Origin of the sequence: Sphingomonas sp. J344, from assembly GCF_024700005.1 — a bacterium.
In the GTDB taxonomy this organism is placed as follows: Bacteria; Pseudomonadota; Alphaproteobacteria; order Sphingomonadales; family Sphingomonadaceae; genus Sphingomonas.
Genome location: NZ_JAJONB010000001.1, coordinates 686234 through 712907 on the forward strand (window position 1 = coordinate 686234; position 26674 = coordinate 712907).

Annotated in this window: 29 protein-coding genes and 1 pseudogene; 19 read left to right on the forward strand and 11 right to left on the reverse strand. The window is 66.7% G+C overall.

The genetic code is table 11. The annotated features are described in order from the left end of the window. Window positions 1–11: 11 nt before the first annotated feature. Window positions 12–845: a glutaminyl-peptide cyclotransferase gene (locus LRS12_RS03440; protein ID WP_257843327.1), complete on the forward strand. Its 834-nt coding sequence runs from the start codon at window positions 12–14 to the stop codon at window positions 843–845. Here LRS12_RS03440 and LRS12_RS03445 read toward each other — a convergent pair whose 3' ends face one another. Continuing rightward, a complete protein-coding gene (locus LRS12_RS03445) occupies window positions 846–1844 on the reverse strand; it encodes a DUF1176 domain-containing protein (RefSeq protein WP_257843328.1) in 999 nt (332 codons plus the stop codon). Between the two features lie 147 nt (window positions 1845–1991). Between LRS12_RS03445 and LRS12_RS03450 the strand changes: the two genes are divergently transcribed. Continuing rightward, window positions 1992–2783 carry a 3-hydroxyacyl-CoA dehydrogenase family protein gene (locus LRS12_RS03450; protein ID WP_257843329.1) on the forward strand — a complete coding sequence of 264 codons (792 nt, stop codon included), beginning with the start codon at window positions 1992–1994 and terminating at the stop codon, window positions 2781–2783. On the opposite strand, the gene LRS12_RS03455 is transcribed toward LRS12_RS03450, so the two are convergent. After that, entirely contained in the window at window positions 2750–3271 is a 522-nt protein-coding gene (locus tag LRS12_RS03455) for an STM3941 family protein (RefSeq protein ID WP_257843330.1), read from the reverse strand. The two genes, LRS12_RS03450 and LRS12_RS03455, sit on opposite strands and share 34 nt — an antisense overlap. Window positions 3272–3275: 4 nt before the next feature. Continuing rightward, window positions 3276–4574 carry a NupC/NupG family nucleoside CNT transporter gene (locus LRS12_RS03460; protein ID WP_257843331.1) on the reverse strand — a complete coding sequence of 433 codons (1299 nt, stop codon included), beginning with the start codon at window positions 4572–4574 and terminating at the stop codon, window positions 3276–3278. Between the two features lie 114 nt (window positions 4575–4688). Between LRS12_RS03460 and LRS12_RS03465 the strand changes: the two genes are divergently transcribed. Then, entirely contained in the window at window positions 4689–5327 is a 639-nt protein-coding gene (locus LRS12_RS03465) for a queuosine precursor transporter (RefSeq protein WP_257843332.1), read from the forward strand. Window positions 5328–5343: 16 nt separating this feature from the next. Here LRS12_RS03465 and LRS12_RS03470 read toward each other — a convergent pair whose 3' ends face one another. Both LRS12_RS03470 and LRS12_RS03475 read right to left on the reverse strand, forming a co-directional pair. Next, window positions 5344–5715 (reverse strand): ammonium transporter, encoded by a 372-nt coding sequence (locus LRS12_RS03470; protein ID WP_257843333.1) that lies wholly within the window; start codon window positions 5713–5715, stop codon window positions 5344–5346. Continuing rightward, entirely contained in the window at window positions 5715–6005 is a 291-nt protein-coding gene (locus LRS12_RS03475) for an autorepressor SdpR family transcription factor (RefSeq protein WP_257843334.1), read from the reverse strand. Before LRS12_RS03475 ends, LRS12_RS03470 begins: the two co-directional genes overlap by 1 nt. A gap of 82 nt (window positions 6006–6087) precedes the next feature. Here LRS12_RS03475 and argB point away from each other — a divergent pair, with 82 nt between their 5' ends. The 6 genes from argB to LRS12_RS03505 all read left to right on the forward strand — a co-directional run bounded on the left by argB (window position 6088) and on the right by LRS12_RS03505 (window position 11428). Next, the gene (gene argB / locus LRS12_RS03480; protein ID WP_257843335.1) at window positions 6088–6987 is read left to right on the forward strand and encodes an acetylglutamate kinase; all 900 of its coding nucleotides are present in this window, start codon (window positions 6088–6090) and stop codon (window positions 6985–6987) included. A gap of 93 nt (window positions 6988–7080) precedes the next feature. After that, entirely contained in the window at window positions 7081–7377 is a 297-nt protein-coding gene (locus LRS12_RS03485) for a YggT family protein (RefSeq protein ID WP_257843336.1), read from the forward strand. Then, window positions 7374–7685 (forward strand): DUF167 domain-containing protein, encoded by a 312-nt coding sequence (locus LRS12_RS03490; RefSeq protein ID WP_257843337.1) that lies wholly within the window; start codon window positions 7374–7376, stop codon window positions 7683–7685. The genes LRS12_RS03485 and LRS12_RS03490 overlap by 4 nt, the downstream gene beginning before the upstream one ends. After that, entirely contained in the window at window positions 7675–8550 is an 876-nt protein-coding gene (folD, locus tag LRS12_RS03495; protein ID WP_257843338.1) for a bifunctional methylenetetrahydrofolate dehydrogenase/methenyltetrahydrofolate cyclohydrolase FolD, read from the forward strand. The genes LRS12_RS03490 and folD overlap by 11 nt, the downstream gene beginning before the upstream one ends. Beyond that, entirely contained in the window at window positions 8547–9146 is a 600-nt protein-coding gene (locus LRS12_RS03500) for a hypothetical protein (protein WP_257843339.1), read from the forward strand. The genes folD and LRS12_RS03500 overlap by 4 nt, the downstream gene beginning before the upstream one ends. A gap of 107 nt (window positions 9147–9253) precedes the next feature. After that, window positions 9254–11428: a TonB-dependent receptor domain-containing protein gene (locus LRS12_RS03505; protein WP_308222966.1), complete on the forward strand. Its 2175-nt coding sequence runs from the start codon at window positions 9254–9256 to the stop codon at window positions 11426–11428. A gap of 46 nt (window positions 11429–11474) precedes the next feature. Here the strand turns inward: LRS12_RS03505 and ung are convergent, their stop codons facing one another. Beyond that, window positions 11475–12152, reverse strand: coding sequence for a uracil-DNA glycosylase (gene ung / locus LRS12_RS03510; RefSeq protein WP_257843340.1), 678 nt, complete (start codon window positions 12150–12152; stop codon window positions 11475–11477). A gap of 59 nt (window positions 12153–12211) precedes the next feature. Between ung and LRS12_RS03515 the strand changes: the two genes are divergently transcribed. Next, window positions 12212–12583: a tRNA-binding protein gene (locus LRS12_RS03515; protein WP_257843341.1), complete on the forward strand. Its 372-nt coding sequence runs from the start codon at window positions 12212–12214 to the stop codon at window positions 12581–12583. Here the strand turns inward: LRS12_RS03515 and ubiG are convergent. Then, window positions 12580–13218 carry a bifunctional 2-polyprenyl-6-hydroxyphenol methylase/3-demethylubiquinol 3-O-methyltransferase UbiG gene (gene ubiG / locus LRS12_RS03520; RefSeq protein WP_374580236.1) on the reverse strand — a complete coding sequence of 213 codons (639 nt, stop codon included), beginning with the start codon at window positions 13216–13218 and terminating at the stop codon, window positions 12580–12582. The two genes, LRS12_RS03515 and ubiG, sit on opposite strands and share 4 nt — an antisense overlap. Window positions 13219–13365: 147 nt before the next feature. On the opposite strand from ubiG, the gene LRS12_RS03525 reads away from it, so the two are divergent. After that, window positions 13366–14625 (forward strand): aspartate kinase, encoded by a 1260-nt coding sequence (locus LRS12_RS03525; RefSeq protein WP_257843343.1) that lies wholly within the window; start codon window positions 13366–13368, stop codon window positions 14623–14625. A 6-nt stretch (window positions 14626–14631) separates the two neighbouring features. Here the strand turns inward: LRS12_RS03525 and LRS12_RS03530 are convergent, their stop codons facing one another. Then, a complete protein-coding gene (locus tag LRS12_RS03530) occupies window positions 14632–15435 on the reverse strand; it encodes an endonuclease/exonuclease/phosphatase family protein (protein WP_257843344.1) in 804 nt (267 codons plus the stop codon). A 75-nt stretch (window positions 15436–15510) separates the two neighbouring features. Beyond that, window positions 15511–15927, reverse strand: a complete 417-nt coding sequence (locus LRS12_RS03535; RefSeq protein WP_257843345.1) for a secondary thiamine-phosphate synthase enzyme YjbQ — start codon at window positions 15925–15927, stop codon at window positions 15511–15513. A 51-nt stretch (window positions 15928–15978) separates the two neighbouring features. On the opposite strand from LRS12_RS03535, the gene LRS12_RS03540 reads away from it, so the two are divergent. Continuing rightward, window positions 15979–16485 carry a hypothetical protein gene (locus tag LRS12_RS03540; RefSeq protein WP_257843346.1) on the forward strand — a complete coding sequence of 169 codons (507 nt, stop codon included), beginning with the start codon at window positions 15979–15981 and terminating at the stop codon, window positions 16483–16485. 4 nt (window positions 16486–16489) lie between these two features. Here LRS12_RS03540 and LRS12_RS03545 read toward each other — a convergent pair whose 3' ends face one another. Then, complete coding sequence (locus LRS12_RS03545; protein WP_257843347.1) at window positions 16490–16936, reverse strand: amidohydrolase family protein; 447 nt, start codon at window positions 16934–16936, stop codon at window positions 16490–16492. Then, on the reverse strand, window positions 16930–17334 hold the full coding sequence (locus LRS12_RS03550; protein ID WP_257843348.1) for a hypothetical protein: 405 nt from the start codon (window positions 17332–17334) through the stop codon (window positions 16930–16932). The genes LRS12_RS03545 and LRS12_RS03550 overlap by 7 nt, the downstream gene beginning before the upstream one ends. A 108-nt stretch (window positions 17335–17442) precedes the next feature. Between LRS12_RS03550 and LRS12_RS03555 the strand changes: the two are divergent. From LRS12_RS03555 to ftsH, 7 genes and pseudogenes are all read left to right on the forward strand, one after another. After that, window positions 17443–18429: pseudogene (locus tag LRS12_RS03555) on the forward strand (NAD(P)H-dependent flavin oxidoreductase). A 535-nt stretch (window positions 18430–18964) separates the two neighbouring features. Next, the gene (locus LRS12_RS03560; protein WP_257843349.1) at window positions 18965–19204 is read left to right on the forward strand and encodes a hypothetical protein; all 240 of its coding nucleotides are present in this window, start codon (window positions 18965–18967) and stop codon (window positions 19202–19204) included. Between the two features lie 40 nt (window positions 19205–19244). Continuing rightward, window positions 19245–21530 (forward strand): phosphoenolpyruvate--protein phosphotransferase, encoded by a 2286-nt coding sequence (gene ptsP, locus LRS12_RS03565; RefSeq protein ID WP_257843350.1) that lies wholly within the window; start codon window positions 19245–19247, stop codon window positions 21528–21530. Between the two features lie 93 nt (window positions 21531–21623). Next, entirely contained in the window at window positions 21624–22574 is a 951-nt protein-coding gene (locus LRS12_RS03570; RefSeq protein WP_257843351.1) for a helix-turn-helix domain-containing protein, read from the forward strand. Between the two features lie 207 nt (window positions 22575–22781). Then, window positions 22782–23606 (forward strand): tetratricopeptide repeat protein, encoded by an 825-nt coding sequence (locus LRS12_RS03575; RefSeq protein WP_308222967.1) that lies wholly within the window; start codon window positions 22782–22784, stop codon window positions 23604–23606. Then, complete coding sequence (tilS, locus tag LRS12_RS03580; RefSeq protein ID WP_257843352.1) at window positions 23569–24603, forward strand: tRNA lysidine(34) synthetase TilS; 1035 nt, start codon at window positions 23569–23571, stop codon at window positions 24601–24603. Before LRS12_RS03575 ends, tilS begins: the two co-directional genes overlap by 38 nt. 69 nt (window positions 24604–24672) lie before the next feature. Further along, the gene (gene ftsH, locus LRS12_RS03585) at window positions 24673–26631 is read left to right on the forward strand and encodes an ATP-dependent zinc metalloprotease FtsH (protein ID WP_257843353.1); all 1959 of its coding nucleotides are present in this window, start codon (window positions 24673–24675) and stop codon (window positions 26629–26631) included. The last annotated feature ends 43 nt before the right edge of the window (window positions 26632–26674 follow it).

Here is a 26674-nt window from a genome sequence, read left to right on the forward strand (position 1 = left end):
GGACCAGTCCCGTGATCCGGCTTGCCGGATGGGGGATCATTTCGGGGGCTGCCTTGGCCATAGCGGTCGCGGCAGCCCCTCTTGATTCCGACCCCGTTGGCTCTGCACCCCGTGCGCCGCAGGCCGTCGCGCCATCGCCGACCGCGGTTCCGGTCGAGGCGGCACGCATCGTCGCCACCCATCCGCACGACAGCAATGCGTTCACCCAGGGGCTGTTCTTTGCCGATGGCGCGCTGTTCGAAAGCACGGGGCAGCACGGCGAATCGGTGATTCGCGAAGTCGATCTCGCCACTGGCCGGGCGAAGCGCGAGGTTCGGTTACCGCGCGAGTATTTCGGCGAGGGCAGCACCGGCTGGGGCGACACGATCGTCAGCCTGACCTGGAAGCACCGTACCGGATTCCGCTGGGACCGCCGCACGCTGCGCCAGCTCGGCACGTTCAGCTATCCCGGCGAAGGCTGGGGGCTGACGCAGGACGGCAAAAGCCTCATCCTGAGCGACGGCACAGCCGAGCTCCGCTTTCTCGACCCCGTTACCTTCACCGAACAGCGACGGATTACCGTGACCTATCAAGGTCGCCCGATCCGCCGCCTCAACGAGCTGGAGATGGTGCGCGGCGAGATCCTGGCGAACATCTGGCATCAGGATCTGATCGTGCGGATCGATCCGACGAGCGGGGTGATCACGGGCGTCATCGACCTGCGCGATCTGGTCGCATCGGTCCCGGTGCGCGATTCGGAATCGGTGCTCAACGGCATCGCCTATGACGACAAGACCGGAAAGCTCTACGTCACCGGCAAGAACTGGCCTTCGCTGTTCGAAATCGCGTTGCCGAGCGGGATGTAATCAGCGCGGCACCGCCCTGGCCCGCCACACGGTCAGCCAGTTGGTCGAGCCCCGGCATTCGCCCATCGCGCGCGCGCCGACCAGGCGGAACCGCTTGCCGTCCCAGACATAGGTTTCGGAGCTGCCGCAATCGCCGATGCCGCGCCCCTTGGCATAGCTGCCCAGTTCGCCGGTCGTGGGGTCGAAGCCGGCATTGACCAGCATTGGCGGGCCGTCATCGCCACCCCAACCCGGCGGCGAATCGAACTCGGCGAGCACCGCCTTGCCGCCGCGCACGACATAGGGGACACTGGAATAGTTGTACGCCCCTGCGCCGCAGGGGACGAGCGCGAGCGTCGCGCCGTCGCCGAGCGCATGGCGCTCGACCGAGGGAAGCCCGTCCCCGTCGTAATTTTCGCCGCAGTCGGATTCGGCCCAAAGCTGCTTGAGCGTGGCAGGCGACAGCACCGCCGCGCCGCGCGGGCGGACCGATGCGATCACCGGGATTGCGGGCGCCGCCGGGACCGCACTGGCGGGACGCGCACCGGTGGCGACTGCGGCGGTGACGGTCTCCGCCCTGCCCTGCTGCGCATCGATGAAGCGCAGCGATGCCGACGATCCGGTCAGCGAGACGCGACCGATCAGCGTGCCCCGGGCGTCGTGTAGCTGCGCGATCCGGCCATTGACCATTGCGCGGACGATGGCGAGCGCCTGTCCGCCGGAGAATTCGGTGCCGCGCCAGACCGCTGACGCGCTCGCCGCGTCGCTGCCCGCGATGCTCAGACGGATGCCAGGTTTGACCTCGCCCATCAGCTCGACCGACCAGAGGCCGGTTGGCCCCGCCTCCCGCACCACCGAAATCTGCCAGTCGCCTTCGGCGCCGATGTCCGCTTCGGGCAGCAGCGAGGTCATCTCGCAGCGCTTCCCATTGTCGCAGGCGACGACCCAATCGCCAAAGGTCTGCATCGGCCCTGGTTGCGGAGCGGATTGGGCGAGCGCGAGTGCGGCAAGGATCAGCATGGCACGCATCCTAGCGCTTCGCGAGCCGAGTCGGTAGGAGGCCGGCAACGATTTCCAAGGAGATGGCGATGAAGACGGTTGGCGTGATCGGCGCGGGGCAGATGGGGGGCGGGTATCGCGCAGGTATCGGCACAGGCCGGATACCGCGTGCTGCTGTCCGACATGGACGTCGCGCGCGCCGAAAAGGGCAAGGCAGGGATCGGCAGGCAACTCGCCCGCGCGGTCGAGAAGGAAAAGATCACCGCCGACGCCGCCGAAGCCGCGCTCGCCCAGATCGAGTGCGTCGGCGGGACCGATGCCTTTGCACCCTGCGATCTGGTGATCGAAGCGGCGACCGAGCGCGAGGAGATCAAGCGGAGCATCTTCGCCAATGTCGGCAAGGTGCTGAGCGACACCGCGATCCTCGCCAGCAACACGTCGTCGATCCGATCACGCGGCTGGCGCAGGCGTCGCCCGATCCTGCGCGGTTCATGGGGGGTGCATTTCTTCAATCCCGTGCCGGTGATGGGCCTGATCGAACTGATCCGCGGGCTTGCCACCAGTGACGCCACGGTCGGGGCGGTCGAGGCCTATGGCAAGACGCTGAACAAGCGGATCGTCCATGCCAACGACGCGCCCGGCTTCATCGTCAACCGCGTGCTGATGCCGTTCCTTAACGAGGCATGCTTCGCGCTGGGCGAGGGCGTGGCGACGATCCCCGATATCGACGCGGCGATCCAGCTGGGGCTCAACCACCCGATGGGGCCGTTCACGCTGGCGGATTTCATCGGGCTCGACACCTGCCTCGAAATCACCCGCGTGCTGTTCGAGGGCACGGGCGACCCCAAGTTCCGCCCCGCGCCGCTGCTGGTCAAATATGTCGAGGCGGGCTGGTATGGCCGCAAGACTGGGCGTGGCTTCTACGACTATTCGGGCGCGGAGCCGGTGCCGACGCGGTGATCGTCCAGCGCGTGCAGATGGTTGCCGACCACTTCCAGCAATCGCTGAAAGCTCTGGTCGGTTCCCTGCACGGCGAGCGCGATATCGCCAAAGCCCATCCCCTTGTTCAGACTCGCCAGCCAGCCCAGGGTGGATCGCGCGGGATAGCGTTCCGGCGCGTCCAGCCATAAGCACAGGAATTGCTGGCCGCGGATAGCGCGCGGCTCAGCGCGGGTGATCGCGCTCCATGGGATGACCTGATCCGACCAGCGCCGCCACAGGATGCCGCGCGCGTCGATCTCCATCACTAGACCGTCGCGGAACAGCTGGCGAATGCCGATGACGGCGAATCCCGAAAACAGAAGAATCGCGCCCCAGCCAAAGGCGATAATCGCCGCGATCTCCTCGATCCGCACGATCCATACGCCGATCGCCACGAAGCCGAGTGACAGCGCCACCAGCAGCGATGTCTTCAACTTCGAGACATGGGCGATCAGCCGGTCCCGCATGGCGTTACGGCAGCATCAACCCGGCCAGCGCTGCACTCATCAGGTTGGCGAGGCTGCCCGCGAGAAGCGCCTTCACCCCCAGCTTTGCGATTATCGGACGCTGATTTGGGGCGAGGCTGCCAGTCACAGCCATCTGGATTGCGATCGAGCTGAAATTGGCGAAGCCACACAGCGCGAAGGTAACGATGGCGCGGCTGCGATCGGACAGGGTGGTGAGGTTGCCCAGGTCGATAAAGGCGACGAATTCGTTCAGCACCACCTTGGTTCCGAACAGACCGCCCGCGACCTGAGCTTCCTCCCACGGAATGTTGAGCAGGAACATGACCGGCGCGAATACCGCGCCGACGATGCCCTGGAAGCTGAGCTGCGAATAGCCGAACCACCCGCCAACCATGCCGAGCAATCCGTTGGCGAGCGCAACCAGCGCCACGAATGCCAGCACCATCGCGCCGACCGCGACGGCGAGTTTCACGCCGGTCTGGGCGCCCATCGCAGCGGCCATGATAATGTTGGCGGATTTCTCTTCCTCGACCACGGCTTCGACCGGGGTGACCGGGGGTTCTTCCAGCATCGCGGCCGGCCCCTTGGCGCTGACCCGATGTTCGGACAGTGTGACCTCGTCCAGCACCTTTGCCGGCGCGTCATCGGGCATCATGATCTTGGCCATCAGCAATCCGCCCGGCGCCGCCATGAACGACGCCGCGAGCAGATAGGGCAGGAACTCGTTGCCGAGGAAGGTGGCATAGGCGGCCAGGATCGTCCCCGCCACGCCCGCCATGCCCACCGTCATGATCGCGAACAGTTGAGACGGTGTCAGGCTGGCCAGATACGGACGGATTACCAGCGGCGATTCACTTTGCCCGACGAAGATGTTTGCGGCCGAACAAAGCGACTCGACCTTGGAGATCCCGGTCACCTTCTCGATCGCACCGCCGACCCAGCGCACCACCTGTTGCATGATACCGAGGTGATAGAGGATCGAGATCAGGCTGGCGAAGAAGACGATGACGGGAAGCGCTGCGATTGCGAAGCTGTTGCCGCCGATCTCGGGCGAGGCGAGTGGGCCGAACAGGAAGTCGGTGCCGTTCTTGGCATAGCCGAGCAGCGCCGACACGCCGTCAGAAGCAGCGCAGATCGCTGCGCGGCCAGCAGGCACATAAAGCACGAGAAACGCGATGCCCGCCTGAAGCGCGAAGGCCGGGCCGACGACCCGGAGCCGAATCGCGCGCTTGTTCGAGGAGAGGAGGAAGGCGATCGCGAGAATCGCGACGATGCCGAGAATGCCGATCGGAAGATTGTTCAACTGGAGACCCCTTTGGGCCGCGTCTTGCGCGCGGCATTCGGGATGGCACCATAGCGCGCGTTTCCAACACTGCTAGGTGCTTCCGTATCGCGTGAAACCGCGTTACGCAGCGCAATGACCACACCGGCCCCGCTGACGCGCTCGCTCTTCGTCCTCTCGATCTTCTATGGCGGCATGGTCTGCATCGCGGGCGTGCTGGGCAACAAGCAGGTGGCGCTCGGGCCGCTCGCGGTCGAGGCGGGGATCTTCGCCTTCCTGCTGCTGGTCGCGGTCTCCAGCGCTGTCGCGGAGCTTCACGGGCGGGTGACCGCCAACCAGCTGGTGCGGTTCGGCTTCATTCCGCTGATCGCGTCGATGCTGTTGTCCTGGCTGGTCTGGGCGCTGCCCGCATCACCCAAGATGATGCCGGAATATCGCGACGCAATTCAGCTGATCCTGGGGACGACCTGGCGCATCTGGGGTGCGGGCATCGTCGCCTATGGCGTGTCGCAGACGCTCAACGTCACCATTTTCAGCGCGATGCGCGGGGGCGAGGGCAGCAAGATGCTGTGGCTGCGCGCCGGGGTCGCGGGCATCCTCAGCCAGATCGTCGATACGCTGATCTTCATCACCCTCGCCTTTTACGGCGAGTTCCCGATCGGCCCGCTGCTGGTGGGGCAGCTGATTTCGAAGATCGTGCTGTCGGCGCTGCTGGTGCCCGTGCTGATCTATGGCTTTGTCGCGCTCGGGCGCCGGCTGGACCGGGCGGGCTGAAACCCGCCCGCGCACATCACGCCCGCGCCTTGGTCCGCAGCGACTGGCAATAGCCGATGGTGATCGCCAGACCGGCGACGACCGCCCCGCCTCCGACGAATACCGCCGTCTGGATCGGCAACACCGCGAACGCCCCGGAATAGATCAGCCCGCTGATCACGAGCGACCAGCCGCCGACGCGATGGACCTTGCGCGCCAGTTCGCTCGGGACGAAGCGCTTGGGCATCATGTTGCCGAACCAGGCCACCATCAGGCCTGTCGCGCCAAGCACGATGCGCGTCACCGTGTCATGATCGATGTGGCCGGCGCTGCGTGCCGAACTGAGGCCCAGCGCCAGCACGATAATGCCCACGCCCCAGGCGAGGCTGACCTTGGTTTCGCTGTTCATCATGCACGCTCCTTGCCGGGCGCGGGCGACCCGCTGCCCCCGAATGAATCGACAAAGCCCAGCAGCGCCTCTTCGAGCACCGAGAGCTTGAGGTGATAGATCACCGACTTCCCCGCCTTTTCGGCGTGGACGAGGTCGGCATCCTTAAGCACCGCGAAGTGCGCCGACATGGTCGGCTTAGACACGTCGAACTGATCGCTGAGGTCGCCCGCGCTCATCGGCCCCTTGCGCAGCAAATGCAGCACGCGGCGGCGGGTGGGGTCGGACAATGCCTTGAAGACCTGGCTCATGATTCGTCGTTTAGCTAATTATCGAATTGAGTCAAGCGACGCATCGCTTTTCCAGCGGCGCAACTCCCGCTAAGGGCGCGGCATGACCGATCATGCACCCGACCCCGCGATGCTGGCCAAGGCCGAGACGCTGACCGACGCGCTGCCCTATATGCAGCGGTACAAGGGCAAGACGTTCGTTGTGAAATATGGCGGCCACGCCATGGGCGATCCCGAGCTGGCGCGCGACTTTGCCGAGGATGTCGTGCTGCTGAAAGCGGTCGGCATCAATCCGGTGGTCGTGCATGGCGGCGGGCCGCAGATCGGGTCGATGCTCAAGCGGCTCGGCGTCGAATCGCGGTTTGTCGGGGGCTTGCGCGTCACCGATGCCGAAACCGCGCGCATCGCCGAAATGGTGCTGGCGGGATCGATCAACAAGGAAATCGTCAGCTGGATCAGCGCCGCCGGCGGCAAGGCGCTGGGCATTTCGGGCAAGGATTCCGGCCTCGTCACGGCGCGCAAGGTGCAGCGCGACGCCGCCGATCCGCTGCAGGGGATCGAGCGCCATGTCGATCTGGGATTCGTCGGCGAGCCGGTGGCGGTCGACGCCTCGGTGCTGACCACGCTGAGCGATCAGGGCTTCATCCCGGTGATCGCGCCGATCGCGCTGGGCGCCGATGGCCACACCTATAACATCAACGCCGACACGATGGCGGGGGCGATCGCCGGGGCGCTGGGCGCGGCGCGCTTCTTTCTGCTGACCGATGTTCCGGGCGTGCTCGACAAGGACAAGCAGCTGCTGACCGACCTCGACCCCGGCCGGATCATGGCGCTGAAGGCCGATGGGACGATCAGCGGGGGGATGATCCCCAAGGTCGAGACCTGCGTCGCCGCGGTCGATGCCGGGGTGGACGCCGCGGTCATCCTCGACGGGCGCATCCCGCATGCGATGCTGCTTGAGATTTTCACGACGCAGGGCGCGGGCACCTTGGTTCACCGCTAAGGCGTATTATATTCGCAACACAGTTGCCGATGCGCGCCGCTTTCCTGTAGAAGCGCCAAAACTCCGGAGGCCCGATTGGACCCGTTTCTGAACATGCTTTTCGGGATCGTACAGATCCTGCTCAACGTGCTGTGGTGGATCATCGTCATCCAGGCGGTGTTGTCGATCCTGATCTCGTTCAACGTGATCAACACCTATAACGATTTCGTCAGCTCGCTGTGGCGCGGGCTGAACACGCTGACCGAGCCGATCTATCGCCCGATCCGCCGCATCCTGCCCGACACCGGGCCGATGGATTTCGCGCCGTTCGTGGTGCTGATCCTGATCGCAATCGTAAACTATGCGGTGATCCCCAACCTCGCCATGGCGCTGGCCAGCCCGGCGGCGTGAGCCAGCCCTGGCGGGAAGCCCCGCCGGGCCTGGTCATCGCGGTGCGCGCCACGCCGCGCGCGTCGAAGAGCGTGCTGCTCCCCGGCACGCCGGAGCATTTGGCCGCGCGGATCGCCGCGCCGCCGGTCGAGGGCGCGGCCAATGCGGCGCTGATCGAGCTGGTCGCCAAGGCGTTCGGCGTGGCGAAGCGCGACGTGACCCTCATCGCGGGCGAAACCGCGCGGGTGAAGCGCCTGTCGATTGCGGGCGATCCCAAGACGCTGGCGGGAATCGCCGCTTCGCTTTATGGGGCGAGACATGAGCGCTGAGATCATCGACGGAAAGGCATTTGCCGCAAACCTGCGCGCCCGGGTGGGCGAGGCTGCTGTCGAGTTCGCGGGCCGCGCGGGTCGCAAGGCGGGACTCGCCGTGGTGCTTGTCGGCGACGATCCCGCGTCCGCCGTCTATGTCCGCAGCAAGGGTAAGGCGACGGTCGCCGCCAATATGGCAAGCTTCGAGCACCGCCTGCCCGCGGACACCGATCAGGATACGCTGGTCGCGCTGGTGCGCCAGTTGAATGCCGATGCGGCGGTGGACGGCATCCTCGTCCAGCTGCCTTTGCCCCGCCATCTCGACGAACAGGCGGTGGTCGCCGCGATCGACCCGAACAAGGATGTCGATGGGCTGACCCCGATCAGCGCCGGGCGGTTGGCGCTGGGCATCGACGGGCTGGTGCCGTGCACCCCGTTCGGTTGCCTGATGCTGTTGCAGGATCAGATCGGCGACCTGACGGGGCTCGATGCGATCGTCATTGGCCGCTCCATTCTGGTCGGCAAGCCGATGGCAGCACTGCTGACCGCAGCCAATTGTACCGTCACCCTCGCCCATTCGCGCACCCGCGACCTCGCCCATCATGTCAGCCGCGCCGATATTGTCGTCGCGGCGGTGGGCCGGGCGGGCTTCGTCAAGGGCGAGTGGCTCAAGCCGGGCGCGACGGTGATCGATGTCGGGATCAACCGGGTCGAGGGCGCGCTGGTCGGCGATGTCGAGTTCGACAGCGCAGCATCGGTCGCGGGCGCAATCACCCCGGTTCCGGGCGGCGTTGGGCCGATGACCATCGCCTGCCTGCTACGCAACACCCTCGTCGCGGCGTATCGCAACGAGGATATCGACTTCGACTCGAGCGCGCTGTGATCGCGCTGGCCCTGATCCTCGCGATGCAGGGCCAGAGCGCGGTCGATGCCGAGCGCGCGTTCAACCACATGGCGCAGACTGAAGGGCAATGGGCCGCATTTCGCGCCTATGCCACCGACGACGCCGTGATGTTCCTGCCGCAGCCGTCAAACGCGCAGGCATTCCTGAAGGATCGCAAGGAACCCGCGATCGCGGTGCAATGGTGGCCCGCCGAGAGCTATGTCGCGTGCGACGGCACCACTGCGGTCAATACGGGGCCGTGGGTGCGACCCAGTGGATCGGGTTATTTCACCACCGTCTGGCACCGTCAGGGCGATGGCAGATGGAAGTGGAGCTATGACGCGGGCGATGCGCTGGCCAAGCCGCGCGCATTGCCCGAACAGCCCAAGATCCGGCGCGCAGCATGTGGCGGTACGCCCAGGCCCCCGTCCTCCGCGCCGGATGAGCGCAGCGGCGGCGGTGCCTCGCGCGATGGGACGCTGATCTGGCGCTGGGAGGTCGATCCCGACGGAGCGCGGCGCTTCACCGCTTCCCTCTGGACCGGTCGCCGTTATGAAACCGTTGTCGAGGATCGCGTGGCTGCCCCACAAGGCTGACCGCGCGGAAACGGCACCTCATCGCAGCGCAGCAATTTCCTACTTGTGACGTTGTATCATTGCACCTAAGGATGCGCGCAAATTCAGTTCAGGGAATTTGCGTAGCCATGAAGTTCACTGCCCTCCTGCTCGCGACGAGCGTGCTTGCCGCCCCCGCCTTTGCCCAGACCAGCGACCACGCCGAACGCGACCGGTCGAGCCGCAACCCGGTGCATGGCGAGACGGTCGATGAGGTGGTGATCAGCGCGCCAGGCCTTGAGCGACTCGATCTGCTGGCGGGCACGTCGGTCATCACCGGCGATGAACTGGTACGCGACATTCGCGGACAGATCGGCGAATCGCTGACGCAAGTGCCGGGCGTGTCGGCAACCTCGTTCAGCCCCGGTGCTTCGCGCCCGGTGCTGCGCGGGTTCCAGGGTGAGCGCGTCCGCGTGCTGACCGACGGGCTCGGCACGCTCGATGTCTCCAACACCTCGACCGACCATGCGGTGTCGATCGAACCGCTGACCGCCGAGCGGATCGAGGTGCTGCGCGGTCCTGCGGTGCTGCTGTTCGGCAGCCAGGCGATCGGCGGCGCGGTCAACGTGCTCGACCGCCGCATCCCGCGCGCGGTGCCGGAGAATGGCTTCCATATCGACGCGATCGGTGCCTATGGCTCGGCGGCGGATGAGCGTGGCGGTGGCGTGGCGGTCGACTTTGCGATCACCCCCCAGATCGTCGCGCATATCGACGGCAGCTATCGCAAGAGCGACGATCTGCGCGTTGGCGGCTATGTGCTGAGCGACACGCTGCGCGAGGAGCAGTTGCACATCGCCGAGCATGAAGCCGAAGAAGGCCATGCCGAAGAAGCCGCCGAAGCACTGGAACTGGCGAACCAGCGCGGCCGCCTGCCGAACAGCGGCACGCGCACCTATACGCTGGGCGGCGGCATTGCGCTGATCAACGAAGGCGGTAGCCTGGGCTTTTCGGCCGGCTACTACGACACGCGCTATGGCATTCCCGCGCGGCCCGGTGCCGAACATCATCATGAGGACGAGGATCATGATGACGAGGATCACGACCATGACGAACATGCCCATGGCGAGGAGCCGGTCACGATCGGCCTGAAGCAGTTCCGCGCCGATGTGCGTGGCGAGGTCAAGATCGGCGGCTTCATCGACGCACTGCGCGTCCGCGCCGGCTATTCGGATTACGAGCATACCGAGTTCGAGGGCGACGAGGTCGGCACCGTGTTCAGCGCGGAAGGGTTCGAGGGCCGCCTGGAACTGGTTCAGGCCAACCGCAATGGCTGGCGCGGCGTGACCGGGTTCCAGGGCTTCACGCGCGACTTCGCGGCGGTCGGGGCCGAGGCGTTCGTGCCCCAGAATGTCACCGACCAATATGGCTTCTTCACGCTGCAGGAAGTCGATCTGGGTGCCATCGGCGTTGAAGGCGCCCTGCGCTACGAACACACCCGAGTCCGCTCGAACGATGTAAAGCTGGATCTGGACGAGGATGGCCCGACGGGCGCGTTCGACCGCCGTTTCGATGCCTTTTCCGGCGCGATCGGCCTGTCCTATGCGGTCACGTCGTCGGTCAAGATCGGTGTTAACGCCTCACGCGCGGTCCGCGCGCCTTCGGCGGAAGAGCTGTTCTCCAACGGCCCGCATATCGCCACCCAGGCCTATGAGGTCGGCAACCCCAATTTCCGCACCGAAAAGAGCTGGGGCGGCGAACTCTATGCGCGCGGTGCCACCGGGCCGCTGCGTTTCCAGATCGCCGGCTACGCCAACTGGTTCGACGATTACATCTATGAAGTCGCGACCGGCGACGAGATCGACGAACTGCCGGTGTTTGAATATCGTCAGGCGGGCGCCCGCTATCTCGGCATTGAGGGCGAGGTGTCGACCACCTTCATCGACGGCGGCGAGGGCGGCTTCTCGCTCGGCGGCAATCTGGTCGCGGATTATGTGAACGCCCGGCTGGAGGATGGCAGCGCCGTGCCACGCATCCCCCCTTCCGCGTGCTCGCCGGGATCGACGCCAGCCAGGGCGCGTTCGGCGGCCGGGTCGAGGTCGAGCATGCGGTCCGCCAGACCCGCGTCGCGGCGTTCGAGACGGAGACTCCGGCCTTCACCCTGGTCAATGCGTCGGTCACCTGGCACCCGCTGGGCGAAAAGCGCGAGACCGCGATCATCCTGTCGGCGAACAACATCTTCGACGTCGATGCGCGCCGCCACGCCAGCTTCACCAAGGATTTCGCCCCGCTGCCGGGTCGCGACATCCGCGTGTCGGCGCGGTTGAGCTTTTAACGGCAAAGCCGTCACCCCGGCTTTCGCCGGGGTGACGGCTAGATGGGCGGCAGCGCCCAGTCGATCGTCCCGCGCCCGTTCGCCTCCAGAAACGCATTCGCCTTCGAAAAATGGCGGCACCCGAAGAACCCGCCATGTGCCGACAGCGGCGAGGGATGGACCGATTTCAGCACCAGATGGCGCGAATCGACCGACGCCGCTTTCTTCTGTGCATGGCTGCCCCACAGCATGAACACCACCGGATCGGGCAGCGCATTGACCTGCGCCACCACCGCGTCGGTGAACCGCTCCCACCCGCGCCCCTTGTGCGACGCCGCCAGCCCCATCTCGACCGTCAGGCAATTGTTGAGCAGCAGCACCCCCTGCTTTGCCCAATGCTCAAGGAATCCGTGGCGCGGCGGGTCGATACCAAGGTCGCTCTTTAGCTCCTTGTAGATGTTCACAAGGCTCGGCGGCACCTTCACCCCCGGCTGAACCGAGAAGCACAGGCCATGCGCCTGCCCCTCGCCGTGATAGGGATCCTGGCCGAGAATGACGACGCGCACGTCCTGTGGCGGGGTCAGGTCGAGCGCGCGGAACCAGTCGCTGCCCTTGGGAAAGATCCGCTTCCCCGCCGCCTTCTCCGCCAGCAGGAACGCGCGCAGATCGGCCATGTACGGGCTGTCGAACTCGGGTTGCAGCGGGGCGAGCCAGTCGGGGTGCAGCTTCACGGTCATGGGCAGGGACTGGGCGAATCCGGCCGCCTGTGTCAATCGACCCGCGACGGGAGATTCCAATGCACATGACCCACGCCGCCGACGCGCCCGCCGCGCCGAAAATCAGCTTCGACCAGTTCCTCGCGGTCGATATCCGCGTCGGCACGATCATCGCCGCCGAGCCGTTTCCCGAGGCACGCAAGCCGGCGTTCAAGCTGACCATCGACTTCGGCCCGGCGATCGGGGTGAAGCGGTCGTCGGCGCAGATCACCGAACATTACCGCCTCGACGACCTGCCCGGGCGGCAGGTAGCGGCGGTCGTCAATTTCCCCCCACGCCAGATCGGCCCGATGATGTCGGAGGTGCTGACGCTCGGCTTCCCCGATGCCGAGGGACAAGTGGTGCTGTTCCACCCGAGCGTGCCAGTGCCCAATGGCGGGCGGCTGTTCTAGGCGCGCCGCGCGGTCAGCAGATAGTTGAGGCTGGTGTCCTCGCTCAAATGAAACCCCGCGCCCGGGGAGAAGCTCAGCCCGCGCAGGTCGCTCACCACCATCCCCGCAGTTTCCAGCAATGCGGTCAGTTCCTCGGGCGTCAGAAACTTGGCGTGGTCATGCGTCCCGCGCGGGATCATGCCGAGCCCCTCGCCCACCGTGATCATCGCCAGCCGCGACAGCGGGGTGCGGTTGGGGGTGGACAGGATCATCAGCCCGCCCGGCGCGAGCGCGGCGACAAGGCCCGCGACAAAGGCGGCGGGATCGGCGACATGCTCGATCACCTCCATCGAGGTAACGAGGTCGAACTGGCGCCCCGCGACCTGATCCTCGAACTCGCCCGCGCGATAGTCGATGATAAGGCCCGATGCGGCGGCATGCGCCCGCGCCGCACCGATATTCTCCGGTGCCGCATCCACCCCGGTGACCTGCGCGCCCAAACGCGCCAGCGGTTCGCACAGCAACCCCGCGCCGCACCCGACATCGAGCGCCGTGCGGCCCTTCAGCGGCGCGAAATCGCGCGGATCGACATCCCAATGCGCGTCGATCGCCTCACGCACATAGCGCAGCCGCACCGGGTTCAGCCGGTGGAGCATCGCGGACTCACCCTTCGGATTCCACCAATCGGCCGCGAGACGACCGAAATGTTCAGCTTCACGGGGGGTCAATCGTTGCTTTGCTTGTCATCGCCATTTCCCCCTCCTATCAGCGCGCCCACGGCTTCCCAAGAGGACATGGAGCAGATGGCGCGTATCGTGATGAAGTTCGGCGGCACGTCGATGGCGGGCATCGAGCGGATTCGCAACGTCGCCGCGCGGGTGAAGCGCGAATGGGAGGCGGGCAATCAGGTCGCGGTCGTGGTCTCCGCAATGGCGGGCGAGACCGACCGGCTGGTGGGATTCTGCAAGGAAGCCTCGCCGCTCTACGACCTGCGCGAATATGACACGGTCGTCTCGGCGGGCGAGCAGATCACCAGTGGGCTGCTGGCGATCGCACTTCAGGCAATCGGCGTGCCCGCGCGGTCGTGGCTTGGCTGGCAATTGCCGATCCATACCAGCAGCGCCCATGCCAGCGCCCGGATCAACTCGATCGACACCGACGCTCTCAATGCAAGCCTGGCTGACGGCGCGGTAGCGGTGGTGCCCGGCTTTCAGGGACTGGCCGACGACAATCGCGTGACCACGCTGGGGCGCGGCGGTTCGGACACCAGCGCGGTCGCGGTCGCGGCGGCGATGCGCGCCGACCGGTGCGACATCTACACCGATGTCGACGGCGTCTACACCACCGACCCGCGCATCGTCCCCCGCGCGCGCAAGCTGACCAAGGTCACTTATGAAGAGATGCTGGAACTGGCGAGCGTCGGGGCGAAGGTGCTCCAGACCCGCTCGGTCGGGCTGGCGATGAAGGAGGGGGTGCGCGTCCGCGTCCTCTCCTCGTTCGAGGATACGCATGACGAGGCCGGCCATCGCGGCACGCTGATCGTCGGCGAAGAGGAGATCAACGACGTGGAACGGCAGCTCATCACCGGCATCGCCGCGGACAAGAACGAAGCCAAGGTGACGCTGACCAACGTCCCCGACCGGCCCGGCGCTGTGGCGCATATCTTCGGTCCGCTGGCCGAGGCGGGGATCAACGTCGACATGATCGTCCAGAACGTCGCGCACGCGACCGGGTCGACCGACGTGACCTTCACCGTGCCGCGCGCCGAACTCGCCCGCGCGCTCGACGTGCTGCAAAAGGCGAAGGGGCCGATCGGCTATGACGAACTGATCCACGACGCCAAGGTCGCGAAGATCAGCGTCGTCGGGGTCGGGATGCGCAGCCATGCGGGCGTCGCCGCGACGATGTTCGACACGCTGGGCGAGCGCCGCATCAACATCCTTGCGATCACCACCAGCGAGATCAAGGTCAGCGTGCTGATCCACGAGGACGAAACCGAACTCGCTGTCCGCGTGCTCCACACCGCTTATGGGCTGGACGCGCCGGAAGTTGACGCTGCCTGAAACTGCTCAGCGAAGCGTAAGCGTCGCTGCCACACCATAGTGATCCGACGGAAACTCGCCGTCCACCGCGTCGGCGATGCGGCGGGCGTCGATAACTTCGAACGTGCGCGGGTCGGCGAAGATATGGTCGATCACGCGCGGCTTGTGCCCGCGTGACACCACCAATGTCGTATCGACCGCGCCGGGCGGAAGCGCGGACTCCAGCCCCCGGATCGCGATCGGGGCAAGCGCGGCCTCGTCGAGCGGGGCGTTGAAGTCGCCCATCAGCAACAGCGGAACATCGTCGCTCGGCAGCCAGCCCAGCAGCCCGCGAATCTGCTGCGCGCGCATCGGCCCCTGATCGGGCTGCCAGGCGAGATGGGTGTTGACGATATCGACCATGCGCCCATGCGCATCGACCCGCACCCGGATCGCGGTGCGGCTGTCGGCCAGCGGCTCGAGCTTGATCGTATCTACCGCGCGAACGGGCAACCGCGACAGGATTGCATTGCCATAACGGTTGGCCGCTTCGAGCGGCGCGGTGGACATGAAGTTGACGCTGTATCCGCCCAGCGCCGCCGCAATCGTCTCCGCTTGATTGGGCAGGTTCTTCTTCGAATCCTGCAACACTTCCTGCAGTGCGATCACATCGGCATCGGCGGCGCGCAACACATCTGCGATCAGCTTGAGCCGCAGCGGCCAGTTCCCGGCATCGTGCCAGATGTTGAGCGTGACGACGCGCAACGGCCGACGCGGCGCGGCGGCGCGTGGTGCGCAGGCGGCAAGTGGGGCGGCGGCGGCAGCGGCGAGCAGGGTGCGGCGGTCGATCATGGAGAATTCAGTATCCGACGCCGCCAGCAAATGGAACCGGTTACATCGAGCTGCGATGCCGGATTTTCGTCTGGTTCACGCCCCGATCAAATGCAGCGCGACCTGTCGGCGATGGCTCGCGCGACGATGTTCGAACAGATAAATGCCCTGCCAGGTGCCGAGCAACGGGGCGCCACCCGCCACGGGGATGGCGATCGACGTGGTGGTGATCGCCGCACGCAGATGTGCGGGCATATCGTCCGCCCCCTCATCGTCATGCTCATAATCGCGGCTCTCCGGCGCAATTCGCGCGATCCAGCGTTCGAGGTCGCGGCGTGCCGCCGGGGCGGCATTCTCCTGAATCAGCAGCGAACAGCTGGTGTGGCGGACGAACAGCGTCAGCAACCCCGTGTCGATCCCGCTGTCCGCGACCCAGCGACACACCGGTCCGGTGAACTCATGCAGCCCCTGACCGGGCGTTTCGATGTGAAGCTGGTGGAGTGCCTGTCGCATCGCGCGATCCTGCAGGATTGAACCGCGCGGCGTCTACGGCATTGTGGAGGCATGCGACTTCCGATTCTCGGCCTCATCGTGGCGCTCGCCGCCTGCTCCCCCGCCCCGGCCCCGCCCGCGAACGAGACAACAGCGCCGCCCGCGCCGATCGAATCGGTGATCCCGCCAGGCCCGACGCCTTCGCCTGCGGCAATCGAGCTCGACGCAGTGACCGAGGCGGCAGCGGGCGCACTCAAGGGCGAGTTGCGCTGCGCCTTTCTGTCGGACGCGAGCATCCTGATGCTGGTCGGCGCGGGCGATGTCGATGCCGCCAGCCGGGCCACGGCGGTCGTCATGCGGTCTGGCAAGCCGGTGCTGCTCACCGCGCGCGAGACCGGCGGGTTCGACGCGATGGCGCGGGGCGGCAGCTTTGCGGGTGAGGGGCTCACGGCGTCGATCACGCGCGGCGCAGCGCGTGAGACCGAACATGAAGGGTCGAGCCACACCGCAACGCTGTCGGTCGAGGCACCGGGTAGCGCGCCTCAGGCGATCGACGGCGTCTGGGAATGCGGACCGTGACGGATCAGTCCTTGAGTGCGAACAGCCTGCGCGCATTGCCGTAGCGGATGGCGGCACGCTCCTCCGCAGTGAGGCCCAGCCGGTCGAGCGCCGCTGCGTTCTGCTCCAGAGAGAATTGCGGATAGTCTGACCCGAGCAGGATATGGTCGATGCCGACATTCCGCATCGTCCAGACGAACTCTTCCTCGATCGGCGACTCCGCAGCCAGCGTCACCGTCGCGGAAATGTCGAAATAGATATTGTCGCCGAACAGCCCCTCGGCCGTCCGCGCCGCCTTGAGCAGGTTCCAGAAGCGGAAGCCCATCGCACCCATATGCGCGAAGATGAACCGGGTCTTGGGCGCGGACAAAGCGAGGTTGAACAGCTTCTCATTGTCGGACGGCACGATCCCGGCATTGTCCATGAGTACGACCAGTCCGGCTTCGCCCGCAGCCCGCACGACCGTCAGCACGCGCGGGTCGGCGGCATCGAACTTTGCGTGTGCGGATGGATCTTGAGCAACCTCGCCCCGCGCGCGGCGACGCGCCGCACCTCGGCCACGGCGGCCTCGCCATCATAGGGGTGGACCGTGGCGACGGGCAGCAGATTGGGGTGGCGCGCGGCGAGCGCAAGGATTCCGTCATTGCCTGCACGGATCGCATCCGGGTTTCCGGCCAGCGCCTGATTGGGACCGCCGAACCACATCGCGGCGGCGACCGGATCATGGCCGGCCGGCCGCGACTGTGCGACATAGGCGCGCAGCGACTCCTCGCCGTTCCACAGATGGACATGGCCGTCGAACGCGCGCTCCTGCGCGGTGGCCGACGTGGCGGTAGCCAGGGTGAAGGCGGCGAGAACGAGGCGGACCATGGCCGCAGCCCTAATGCGCGCATGCCGCGCTGACCAGACTTGCGGGAAGTATCGGGCGAGCGCTAGGGCGAGCACATGACCATTGGTGAAGAGCGCCTCCACCGCCGCATGGCGCGCGGCATCGAATTTCTTGGCAGCGAGACTGCGATCCTGTGCGGCGCGATGTCGTGGGTGAGCGAGCGCAACCTTGTCTCCGCCATTTCCAATGCGGGCGGCTTCGGCCTGATCGCGTGCGGCGCGATGACGCCCGAGCTGCTCGACGCCGAGATCGCCGGGACGAAGGCGCTGACCGACAAGCCGTTCGGCGTGAACCTCATCACCATGCACCCGCAGCTGTTCGATTTGATCGAGGTCTGCGCGAAGCACAACGTCACGCATATCGTGCTGGCGGGCGGCCTTCCCCCGCCGGATCGCTCGACGCGATCAAGGGCAATGGCGCCAAGCTGATCTGCTTTGCCCCCGCGCTCAGCCTCGCCAAGAAGCTGATCCGCTCGGGCGTCGATGCGCTGGTGGTCGAGGGAATGGAGGCCGGCGGCCATATCGGCCCGGTGTCGACCAGCGTGCTCGCGCAGGAAATCCTGCCCGAGGTCGCGGCGCAGGTCCCCGTGTTCGTCGCGGGCGGGATCGGCCGGGGCGAGGCGATCGCGGGCTATCTCGATATGGGCGCGGCGGGGGGTCCAGCTCGGCACGCGCTTTGCCTGTGCGACCGAGAGCATCGCGCATCCGAACTTCAAGAAGGCGTTCTTCCGCGCATCGGCGCGCGACGCGGTCGCGAGCGTCCAGATCGACCCGCGTCTGCCGGTCATCCCGGTGCGCGCGCTCAAGAACGCATCTTCGGAGCTGTTCACCGCCAAGCAGCGCGAGGTCGCGCAACTGCTCGACGAGGGCAAGGTCGAGATGATGGAGGCACAGCTCCAGATCGAACATTATTGGGCGGGCGCGCTGCGCCGCGCAGTGATTGAGGGCGATGTCGATAATGGGTCGCTGATGGCGGGGCAGTCGGTCGGCATGGTCAGCAAGGAAGAACCGGTCGCGGACATTATCGCCCAGTTGATGGCCGAAGCCGCGCACGCGCTGGAGAAGCGCGCGGCCTGAACCGCCCTAACCCGTCTTAACCATCGCCCTTAAGCGCGATTTGACGCTGCCGCGTGCATGGGAGAGCGATGGTCCGGACCTCGCTCCCGCTCGCTGTCGCGTTCATCGCCCTGCCGCTTGCCGCCTGCTCGAGCAGTGGCGACAACCCCGGGGTTGCCGCGCCGCTGCCCGTGCCGGACGCCCCCACCGTCGTGCGCAGGGCCGCACCGACTCCACCCGATGGTGCGGCAGCCGGACTTGCCATTCCGGCGAGGCTTGCCGAGCGGACCTACGCGACGCCGAACCACGGCGTCCCGCACTTTGCCGCCGCCTGGCATCTGCGCGTTGCGTTCAATGTCGCGGCGCTCAACTGCGCGGATCCCGCGATCGCGTCCGCATATAATCGCGTCCTCCACACCCATCGGCGCGAGCTGGATGCGGCGCACCGCCGCGTCGCGGCCATGCATGGCGGTGATTTCGACCGGGCAATGACCCGGCTTTACAACTACTTTGCCCAGCCCCCGTGCTGCCGCAATTCTGTTCTATCGCATCAGACATGGCGCAAGAGGCGGCGAGCTGGCCAGCATCCAGCCTTGCCGAGACCGCCCCGGACGCGCTGGCACGGATCGACCAGCCGTATCACGCATTCTACGCGCGCTACGATGCCTATCGCGTCGCGCTCATTGCGTGGCGCAGCGGCGTCCCGGCTGCAACGCCGAAACTGGCCTATGACGGCGGCGCGCTCGCTGGAGACACGCGCGTGACCGGAGGCAGCGTGACGCTCGCCGCGCGCTGAATTTCTTGGCGCTTTGGGGACGATCTGATAGCGCCACCTTATGCCCGTTTCCGCCGCCGCCTCCGCCCGTGAGATCCTGACGCGGTTGCACGACGTGATGGCGTCGCGCACCCCCGCCCAGTCCAAGCTGAACGCGGTGGTCGAGATCATCGGGGAGTCGCTGCGCAGCGAAGTCTGTTCGATTTATTTGCTGCGCGAAGGCGTGCTGGAGCTGTTCGCCACCCGCGGCCTCGCGCAGGCGGCGGTGCACGTCACCAAGCTCGCGCTCGGCGAAGGTCTGGTCGGCACGATCGCCAAGAATGTCGAGACTCTGAACCTGGACGAGGCCGCATCCCACCCCGATTTCGCCTATCGCCCCGAAACGGGCGAGGAACAGTTTCACAGCTTTGCCGGCGTGCCGATCATCCGCAAGGAGCGCGCGGTCGGGGTGCTCGCGGTGCAGCATGCCGATCCGCGCAAATATGAAGAGGTGGAGATCGAGGCGCTGCAGACCGTCGCGATGGTGTTGTCGGAGCTGATCGCCAATGCCGGGCTGATCGACAGCGCCGACGCCAGCGCAGGCGGTTCGACCCGCGCCCAGCCGACTGCGACCGCGCGCATTGCGGGGTTCAAGCTGGTCGAGGGGATGGCGGCGGGTGCCGCTGTCTTCCACCAGCCGCGCATCACCATCGAGCATACCGTGGCCGAGGATACCGAGGCCGAGCGCCACCGCGTCTATGCCGCGTTCGACAAGATGCGCGAGCAGATCGACCGCATGACCAGCCAGGCCGAGTTCGGCGTCGGCGGGGAGCATGAGGAGATCCTCGAGACCTACAAGATGTTCGCCTATGACGAGGGCTGGGGCCGTCGCATCAATGAGGCGATCGACAGCGGCCTGACCGCCGAAGCGGCGATCGAGCGCGTTCAGCAGCGCACGCGGATGCGGATGCGGCAGATCGACGATCCGCTGCTGCGCGAACGGATGCACGATCTGGAGGATCTGTCCAACCGGTTGCTGCGGATCGTGTCGGGGCAGTTGGGGACCGCAGCGCAGCTGGGCCTCAGGCAGGATTCGATCCTGATCGCGCGCAATCTAGGCCCAGCCGAACTGCTCGAATATGACCGCCGCCGGTTGAAGGGCGTGATCCTCGAAGAAGGCTCGCTGACAGCCCATGTGACCATCGTGGCACGGGCGATGGGGGTGCCGGTGCTCGGCCGGGTCAAGGATATCCGCCGTCTGGTCGCGGAGGGCGACCGATTGCTGCTCGACGTCACCGAAGAGTCCGTCGTGGTGCGCCCGACCAGCGCAATGGAAGAGGTGTTCGAGGCGAAGCTGCTCATCACGCAGAAACGCCGCGCCGTATTTGCCGCGATGCGCAACCTCGCGCCGGAAACCCGCGACGGCCACCGCGTGACGGTGATGGTCAATGCGGGGCTGCGCGACGATGTCGCCGCGCTCGACCTGACCGGGGCCGACGGGATCGGCCTGTTCCGCACCGAATTCCAGTTCCTGGTTTCCGCCACCCTCCCCCAGCGCGAGGGGCAGAAGCGCCTGTATCGCGACGTGCTGGAGGCTGCGGGCGACCGTCCGGTCATCTTCCGCACGGTCGATATCGGCGGCGACAAGGCGCTCCCCTATCTCGACCATGACGAAAATGGCGAGGAAGAGAACCCCGCGATGGGCTGGCGCGCGCTGCGGCTGGCGCTCGAGCGCGAAGGGTTGATGAAGGTGCAGGCGCGCGCGCTGCTCGAAGCGGCGGCGGGCCGGACGCTGAGCGTCATGTTCCCGATGGTGTCGGAGCCGTGGGAGTTCGAACAGGCGCGCGCGATCTTCGAGGCGCAGCGCGCCTGGCTGGAGGCACGCGGTCACAAATTGCCGCTTCAGGTCCGCTATGGCGCGATGCTGGAAGTGCCGGCACTGGCCGAGGTGCTCGACATCTTGCTGCCCCAGCTCGACTTCCTGTCGATCGGCACCAACGACCTGACCCAGTTCCTGTTCGCGGCCGACCGCGCACATCCCAAACTGGCCGTCCGGTACGACTGGCTGTCCCCCTCGATCCTCCGCTTCCTGCGCCGCGTCGCGCGGGAGGCGCATGCCGCGAACGTGCCAATCGCGGTGTGCGGCGAGATGGGCGGGCGGCCGCTGGAGGCGATGGCGCTGATCGGTCTGGGGATCGACCGGCTGTCGATTACCCCGGCTGCGGTTGGGCCAGTCAAGGCGATGGTGCGCAGCCTGGACCACGCCGCCCTGGGCAAGGCGATGGAGACATTGCTCGCGACACCGCCGCGCGACATGCGTGGCGCGCTCGAAAGCTGGGCCGAAGCGCATGGCGTCGAGCTTGCCTGAGCGAAAAGCCACGGATTTCCGGTAGTGCGCACGTTGACACTCCTTTAAGGAGTGCAGCAACGTGCGCGCATAACTGACACCGGAGGGAATTGAATGGACGGCGAACCGGGCGACACCCCGAACCTGTTTCCGGTGAAGGTCGGGGAAAAGTTGCGCGACGCCCGGCTGGCGGCGGGATTGGAGCTGGCCGACATCGCCGGTCGCACCCGCGTGCCGCAGCGACACCTCGCCGCGATCGAGGCGTCGGACTATTCGGGCCTGCCGTCCCCCACTTATGCCGTCGGCTTCGTAAAAGCCTATGCCCGCGCGGTCGGGGCGGACGAGGTGGCGCTGGCCCGCGAGCTGCGTGAGGAAACCTCCGCCACCTTCGCCGCGCGCGAAGTCTATGAAAGCTACGACCCCGAGGATCCGGTGCGCGAGCCGCCGAGCGGCCTTGCCTGGGCCGGGGCGATCGTGGCGGTGCTGCTGCTTGGCGCGGTTGGACTGTGGTACGGAACCGACTTGTTCCGCGGGGGCACGACCGTCGCGCCCGATCCGACACCGTCCGCCCTCGCGACGCCCGACGCAGCTCCGACCGCAGCCGCAACCCCGGCGAGCGGAGGTCAGGTCACGCTGATCGCGACGCAGCCGGTGTGGCTGCGTATATATGACGCTGCAGGAACGCGGCTGTACGAAAAGGAAATGGCCACGGGCGAGCGCTATGACGTGCCCGCCGATGCCAAGGGTCCGATGATCAATGTCGGTCGTCCGGAAGCGGTGCAGGTGACGATCGACGGGGTCGAGGTCGCTTCGCTCGGACGTCCCGGCGTTGCGATCAAGGATGTGCCGATCAGCGCCGACGCGCTGCGCGCCCGGGGCCAGCCGACGGAGGCGGCGACGCCTGTTCCGACCCCGACCCCCACGCCTGCTGCACAGCGCTCGCCTGCTGCGCGGCTCAACCCCGCGCCGACGCGCAGCCCGGCGGCTCGGCCGACCGCCGTCGCGCCTGCACCGGTCGCGCAGCCGACGCCGTCACCGGTCGCGACCGCGACGCCGGATGCTTAAGGCTGGGGTCAGCATCGGCAGCACAGTGAATGATGCTATATTGGATCGAGCGAAGCGTATCGCGGGTGGGGAATGACATGCGGTTTCTGAACAAGAGTGCGGCGATGGCGGTGGTGCTGGCGGGGATGGCGTCGATCGCCCTCCCGGTGGCGGCGCAGACCAGCCGCGAGGGGGATCGAGGGCCGGATCGACCGGCTGGAGCGAGAGATGCGCGCGGTGCAGCGCAAGGTGTTTCCGGGCGGCGCGGGCCAGACGGTCGAGCCCCAGATCACGGCACCCCAGCAAAGCGGCGGCGCGCCGGGCACCCCGGCGAGCGGCGTGGTCACCGACCTGACCGCGCGGGTCAATGCGCTCGAATCGCAGCAATCCGCGTTGACGGGCCAGATCGAGCAGACTCAATATCGCCTGCGCCAGCTGGAGGAAGCGTTCACGGCCTATAAGCGCTCGACCGACGCGCGGTTGAAGGCGCTGGAGGACGGCGCATCGGCGGTCGGCGGGACGGCCCCGGTCACCGGGATCGGCCCGACGACAGGTGCGACCCCGCGTCCGACGACACCACGCCCGACCACCCCGGCCCCGACCACCAGCGCACCCGCGCCGACAACCCCGGTAGCCGGAGTCGAACGGCCCAGCACCGACGACGCGGCCGAGGACGCTTATGTTTATGGCTTCCGCCTGTGGCAGGCGAAGCAATATGACAAGGCGATCGTCGAGCTGCGCAGCGTGGTACAGAAGCATCCCAAGCATCGCCGCGCCAGCTATGCGCAGAACCTGCTCGGCCGCGCGCTGCTCGATCAGGGCAAGCCCGCGCTCGCCGCGACTGCCTTCTTCGAAAACTACCAGAAAATGCCCAATGGCGAGCGCGCGCCGGACTCGCTCTATTATCTCGCCCAGGCGCTGGTGAAGATGAAGAAGCCGGCGAGCGAGGTCTGCAAGGTCTATGACGAGCTGACCCAGGTCTATGGCGACCGCCTCTCCGAAGCGATGAAGATGGATGTCGCCACCGGCCGTTCCGCCAGCAAGTGCCGCTGACGCGCTGAACCCGCTCGACCCGGCGTGGGTCGAGCGGTTTCGGGCGGATTTCGATAATCTATGCGTCCGCGCGTTCGACGGCGCGCTCGCCGAGGACGCACGGATCGCGCTGGCGGTGTCGGGCGGTGCGGACAGCATGGCGATGCTGCTGCTCGCGAGCGCCGCTTTTCCCGGTCGCGTCGTCGCGGCGACGGTCGATCACGGATTGCGCCCCGAGGCAGCGGACGAGGCCGCGATGGTCGCGGAGGTCTGCGCGCAACTCGGCGTCCCCCACGCCACGCTCACCCCCGCCGAGCCGATCAGCGGGAGCAGTTTGCAGGGTCAGGCGCGCGCGGCACGCTATGCCGCGTTGTTCGCGTGGATGCGACAGGCCGATGCCCTCCTGCTGCTCACCGCCCACCATGCCGACGATCAGGCCGAAACGCTGCTGATGCGGCTCAACCGCGCGTCGGGGGTGGCGGGGCTGAGCGGCATTCGCCCCGTGCGACATGGCGAATTTCCGGTGCTGCGCCCGCTGCTCGAATGGCGGCGCGACAGCCTTCGCGCGATCGTCGCGGCGGCGGGCACTGTTTGGGTCGACGATCCCAGCAACGCCGACTTGCATCATGACCGCACCCGGTTTCGCGAGCTGCTGGCCAGCCAGACCCTGCTCGATCCGGCTGCGCTGGCCCGGTCCGTCGCCCACATCGCCGAGACCAATGCCGCGCTCGACGCACTGGTCGCGCAGTTCTGGGCGGAGCGCTGGGATGATCGCGGCGCGACGCTACGCGCACGGGATCTGCCGCGCGAAGTCCAGCGCCGCCTGGTGCGACAGGCGGTTCGCGCCACACGCGACCGGCACCACATCGCGTTCCCGCTGTTCACCGATTCGACCAATATCGAATCGCTGCTCGACGCACTCGCGCGCGATGCCGGGGCCACCCAGGCGGGGGTTCAGGCGACCGCAAAGGGCGAAATCTGGCATTTCCGCTCCGCCCCACCGCGTCGATCACTCTGATCGAAGCTGTTCCATTGCCATTAACCTGCGACCGCCTATCTTGTGGGCTGAGGAAGGTGCATTCGACAGATGAGCGACGACAACAAGACCCCCGGCCCCGACAATAACGGCAATCCGTGGATGAAGAGCCTGCTGGTGTGGGTCGGCATCCTGGCCGCGCTGGCGCTGTTCGTCAGCATGTTCGGCGCGCCGAGCAGCACAACGGCGGGCACGACGATCGCCTATTCCGAATTCCTCGACAATGTCGAGCAGGGCAAGGTCAAGGACGTCAATGTCGCGGGCAGCGTCATCACCGGTACGCTCGACAATGATTCGAAGTTCCGCACCAACGCCGTTGCCAATCCCGACCTGATCCCGACGCTGCGCAAGCAGGGCGTGACGATCAGCGCGCGGCCCGAGGAAGGCCCGTCGATCTGGCAATATGTGCTGGTTCAGGCGCTGCCGTTCCTGCTGTTCCTCGGCATCGCCTTCTTCGTGCTGCGCCAGATGCAGAAGGGCTCGGGCTCCGGCGCAATGGGCTTTGGCAAGTCGCGCGCGAAATTGCTGACCCAGAAGGAAGGCAAGGTTACCTTCGACGACGTCGCGGGCATCGACGAAGCGCGCGAAGAGCTGGAGGAGGTCGTCGAGTTCCTCAAGGATCCGACCAAATTCGCCCGCCTCGGCGGCAAGATTCCCAAGGGCGCGCTGCTGGTCGGCTCGCCCGGTACTGGCAAGACGCTGCTCGCCCGTGCGATCGCGGGTGAGGCGGGCGTGCCGTTCTTCACCATCTCCGGCTCGGACTTTGTCGAGATGTTCGTCGGCGTCGGCGCAAGCCGCGTGCGCGACATGTTCGAACAGGCCAAGAAGAGCGCGCCGTGCATCGTCTTCATCGACGAAATCGACGCGGTCGGCCGCCATCGCGGCGCGGGCCTGGGCAATGGCAATGACGAGCGCGAGCAGACGCTGAACCAGCTGCTGGTCGAAATGGACGGCTTCGAGGCGAATGAGGGCATCATCATCGTCGCGGCGACCAACCGTCCCGATGTGCTCGATCCCGCGCTGCTGCGTCCGGGCCGCTTCGACCGTCAGGTGGTCGTGCCCCGCCCGGATATCGAGGGTCGCGTGAAGATCCTCCAGGTTCACATGAAGAAGGTGCCGCTGGCCCCCGATGTCGACGCGCGCACCATCGCGCGCGGCACGCCGGGCTTCTCCGGCGCCGACCTCGCCAACCTCGTCAACGAAGCCGCGCTGATGGCCGCGCGCAAGGGCAAGCGCCTCGTCGCGATGAGCGAGTTTGAGGATGCCAAGGACAAGGTGATGATGGGTGCCGAGCGGCGCTCGATGGTGATGACCGACGACGAGAAGCGGATGACCGCCTATCACGAGGCCGGCCACGCGATCGTGTCGCTGCACGAACCGGCGTCGGACCCGATCCACAAGGCGACGATCATCCCGCGCGGCCGTGCACTGGGCATGGTGATGCGCCTGCCCGAGCGGGACAGCTATTCGTATCACCGCGACAAGATGTACGCGAACCTTGCCGTCGCGATGGGCGGCCGCGTCGCCGAGGAAGTGATCTTCGGCTATGACAAGGTCTCGTCGGGCGCGAGCGGCGACATCCAGTACGCCACCGGCCTGGCGCGCGACATGATCACGAAGTGGGGCATGTCGGACAAGCTCGGCCCGGTCGAATATTCGCAGCCCGAAGGCGAGAGCTTCCTCGGCTATTCGGCGTCGCAGCCGCGGCATATGTCGAACGAGACCCAGCAGCTGATCGACGCCGAGATCAAGGCGACGGTCGAGGGCGGCCTCAAGCGCGCGCGCGACGTGCTGACCGAGCATATCGACCAGCTCCACACGCTGGCCGGCGCGCTGCTCGAGTACGAGACGCTGTCGGGCGAGGAGATCAAGAATCTTCTCAGCGACGGCGATATCGGGCGTCCCGATCCGTCGTCGAGCAAGGGCCCGGTCGGCGTCGCGGGAACGTCGATCCCCAAGACGCGGCGTCCCAAAGGTCCGTTCGGCAACCCGGCTCCGCAGGGGGCGTGACGGTTCGCCCATCCTCCCCCGTCAGGGGGAGGATGGCGACTCC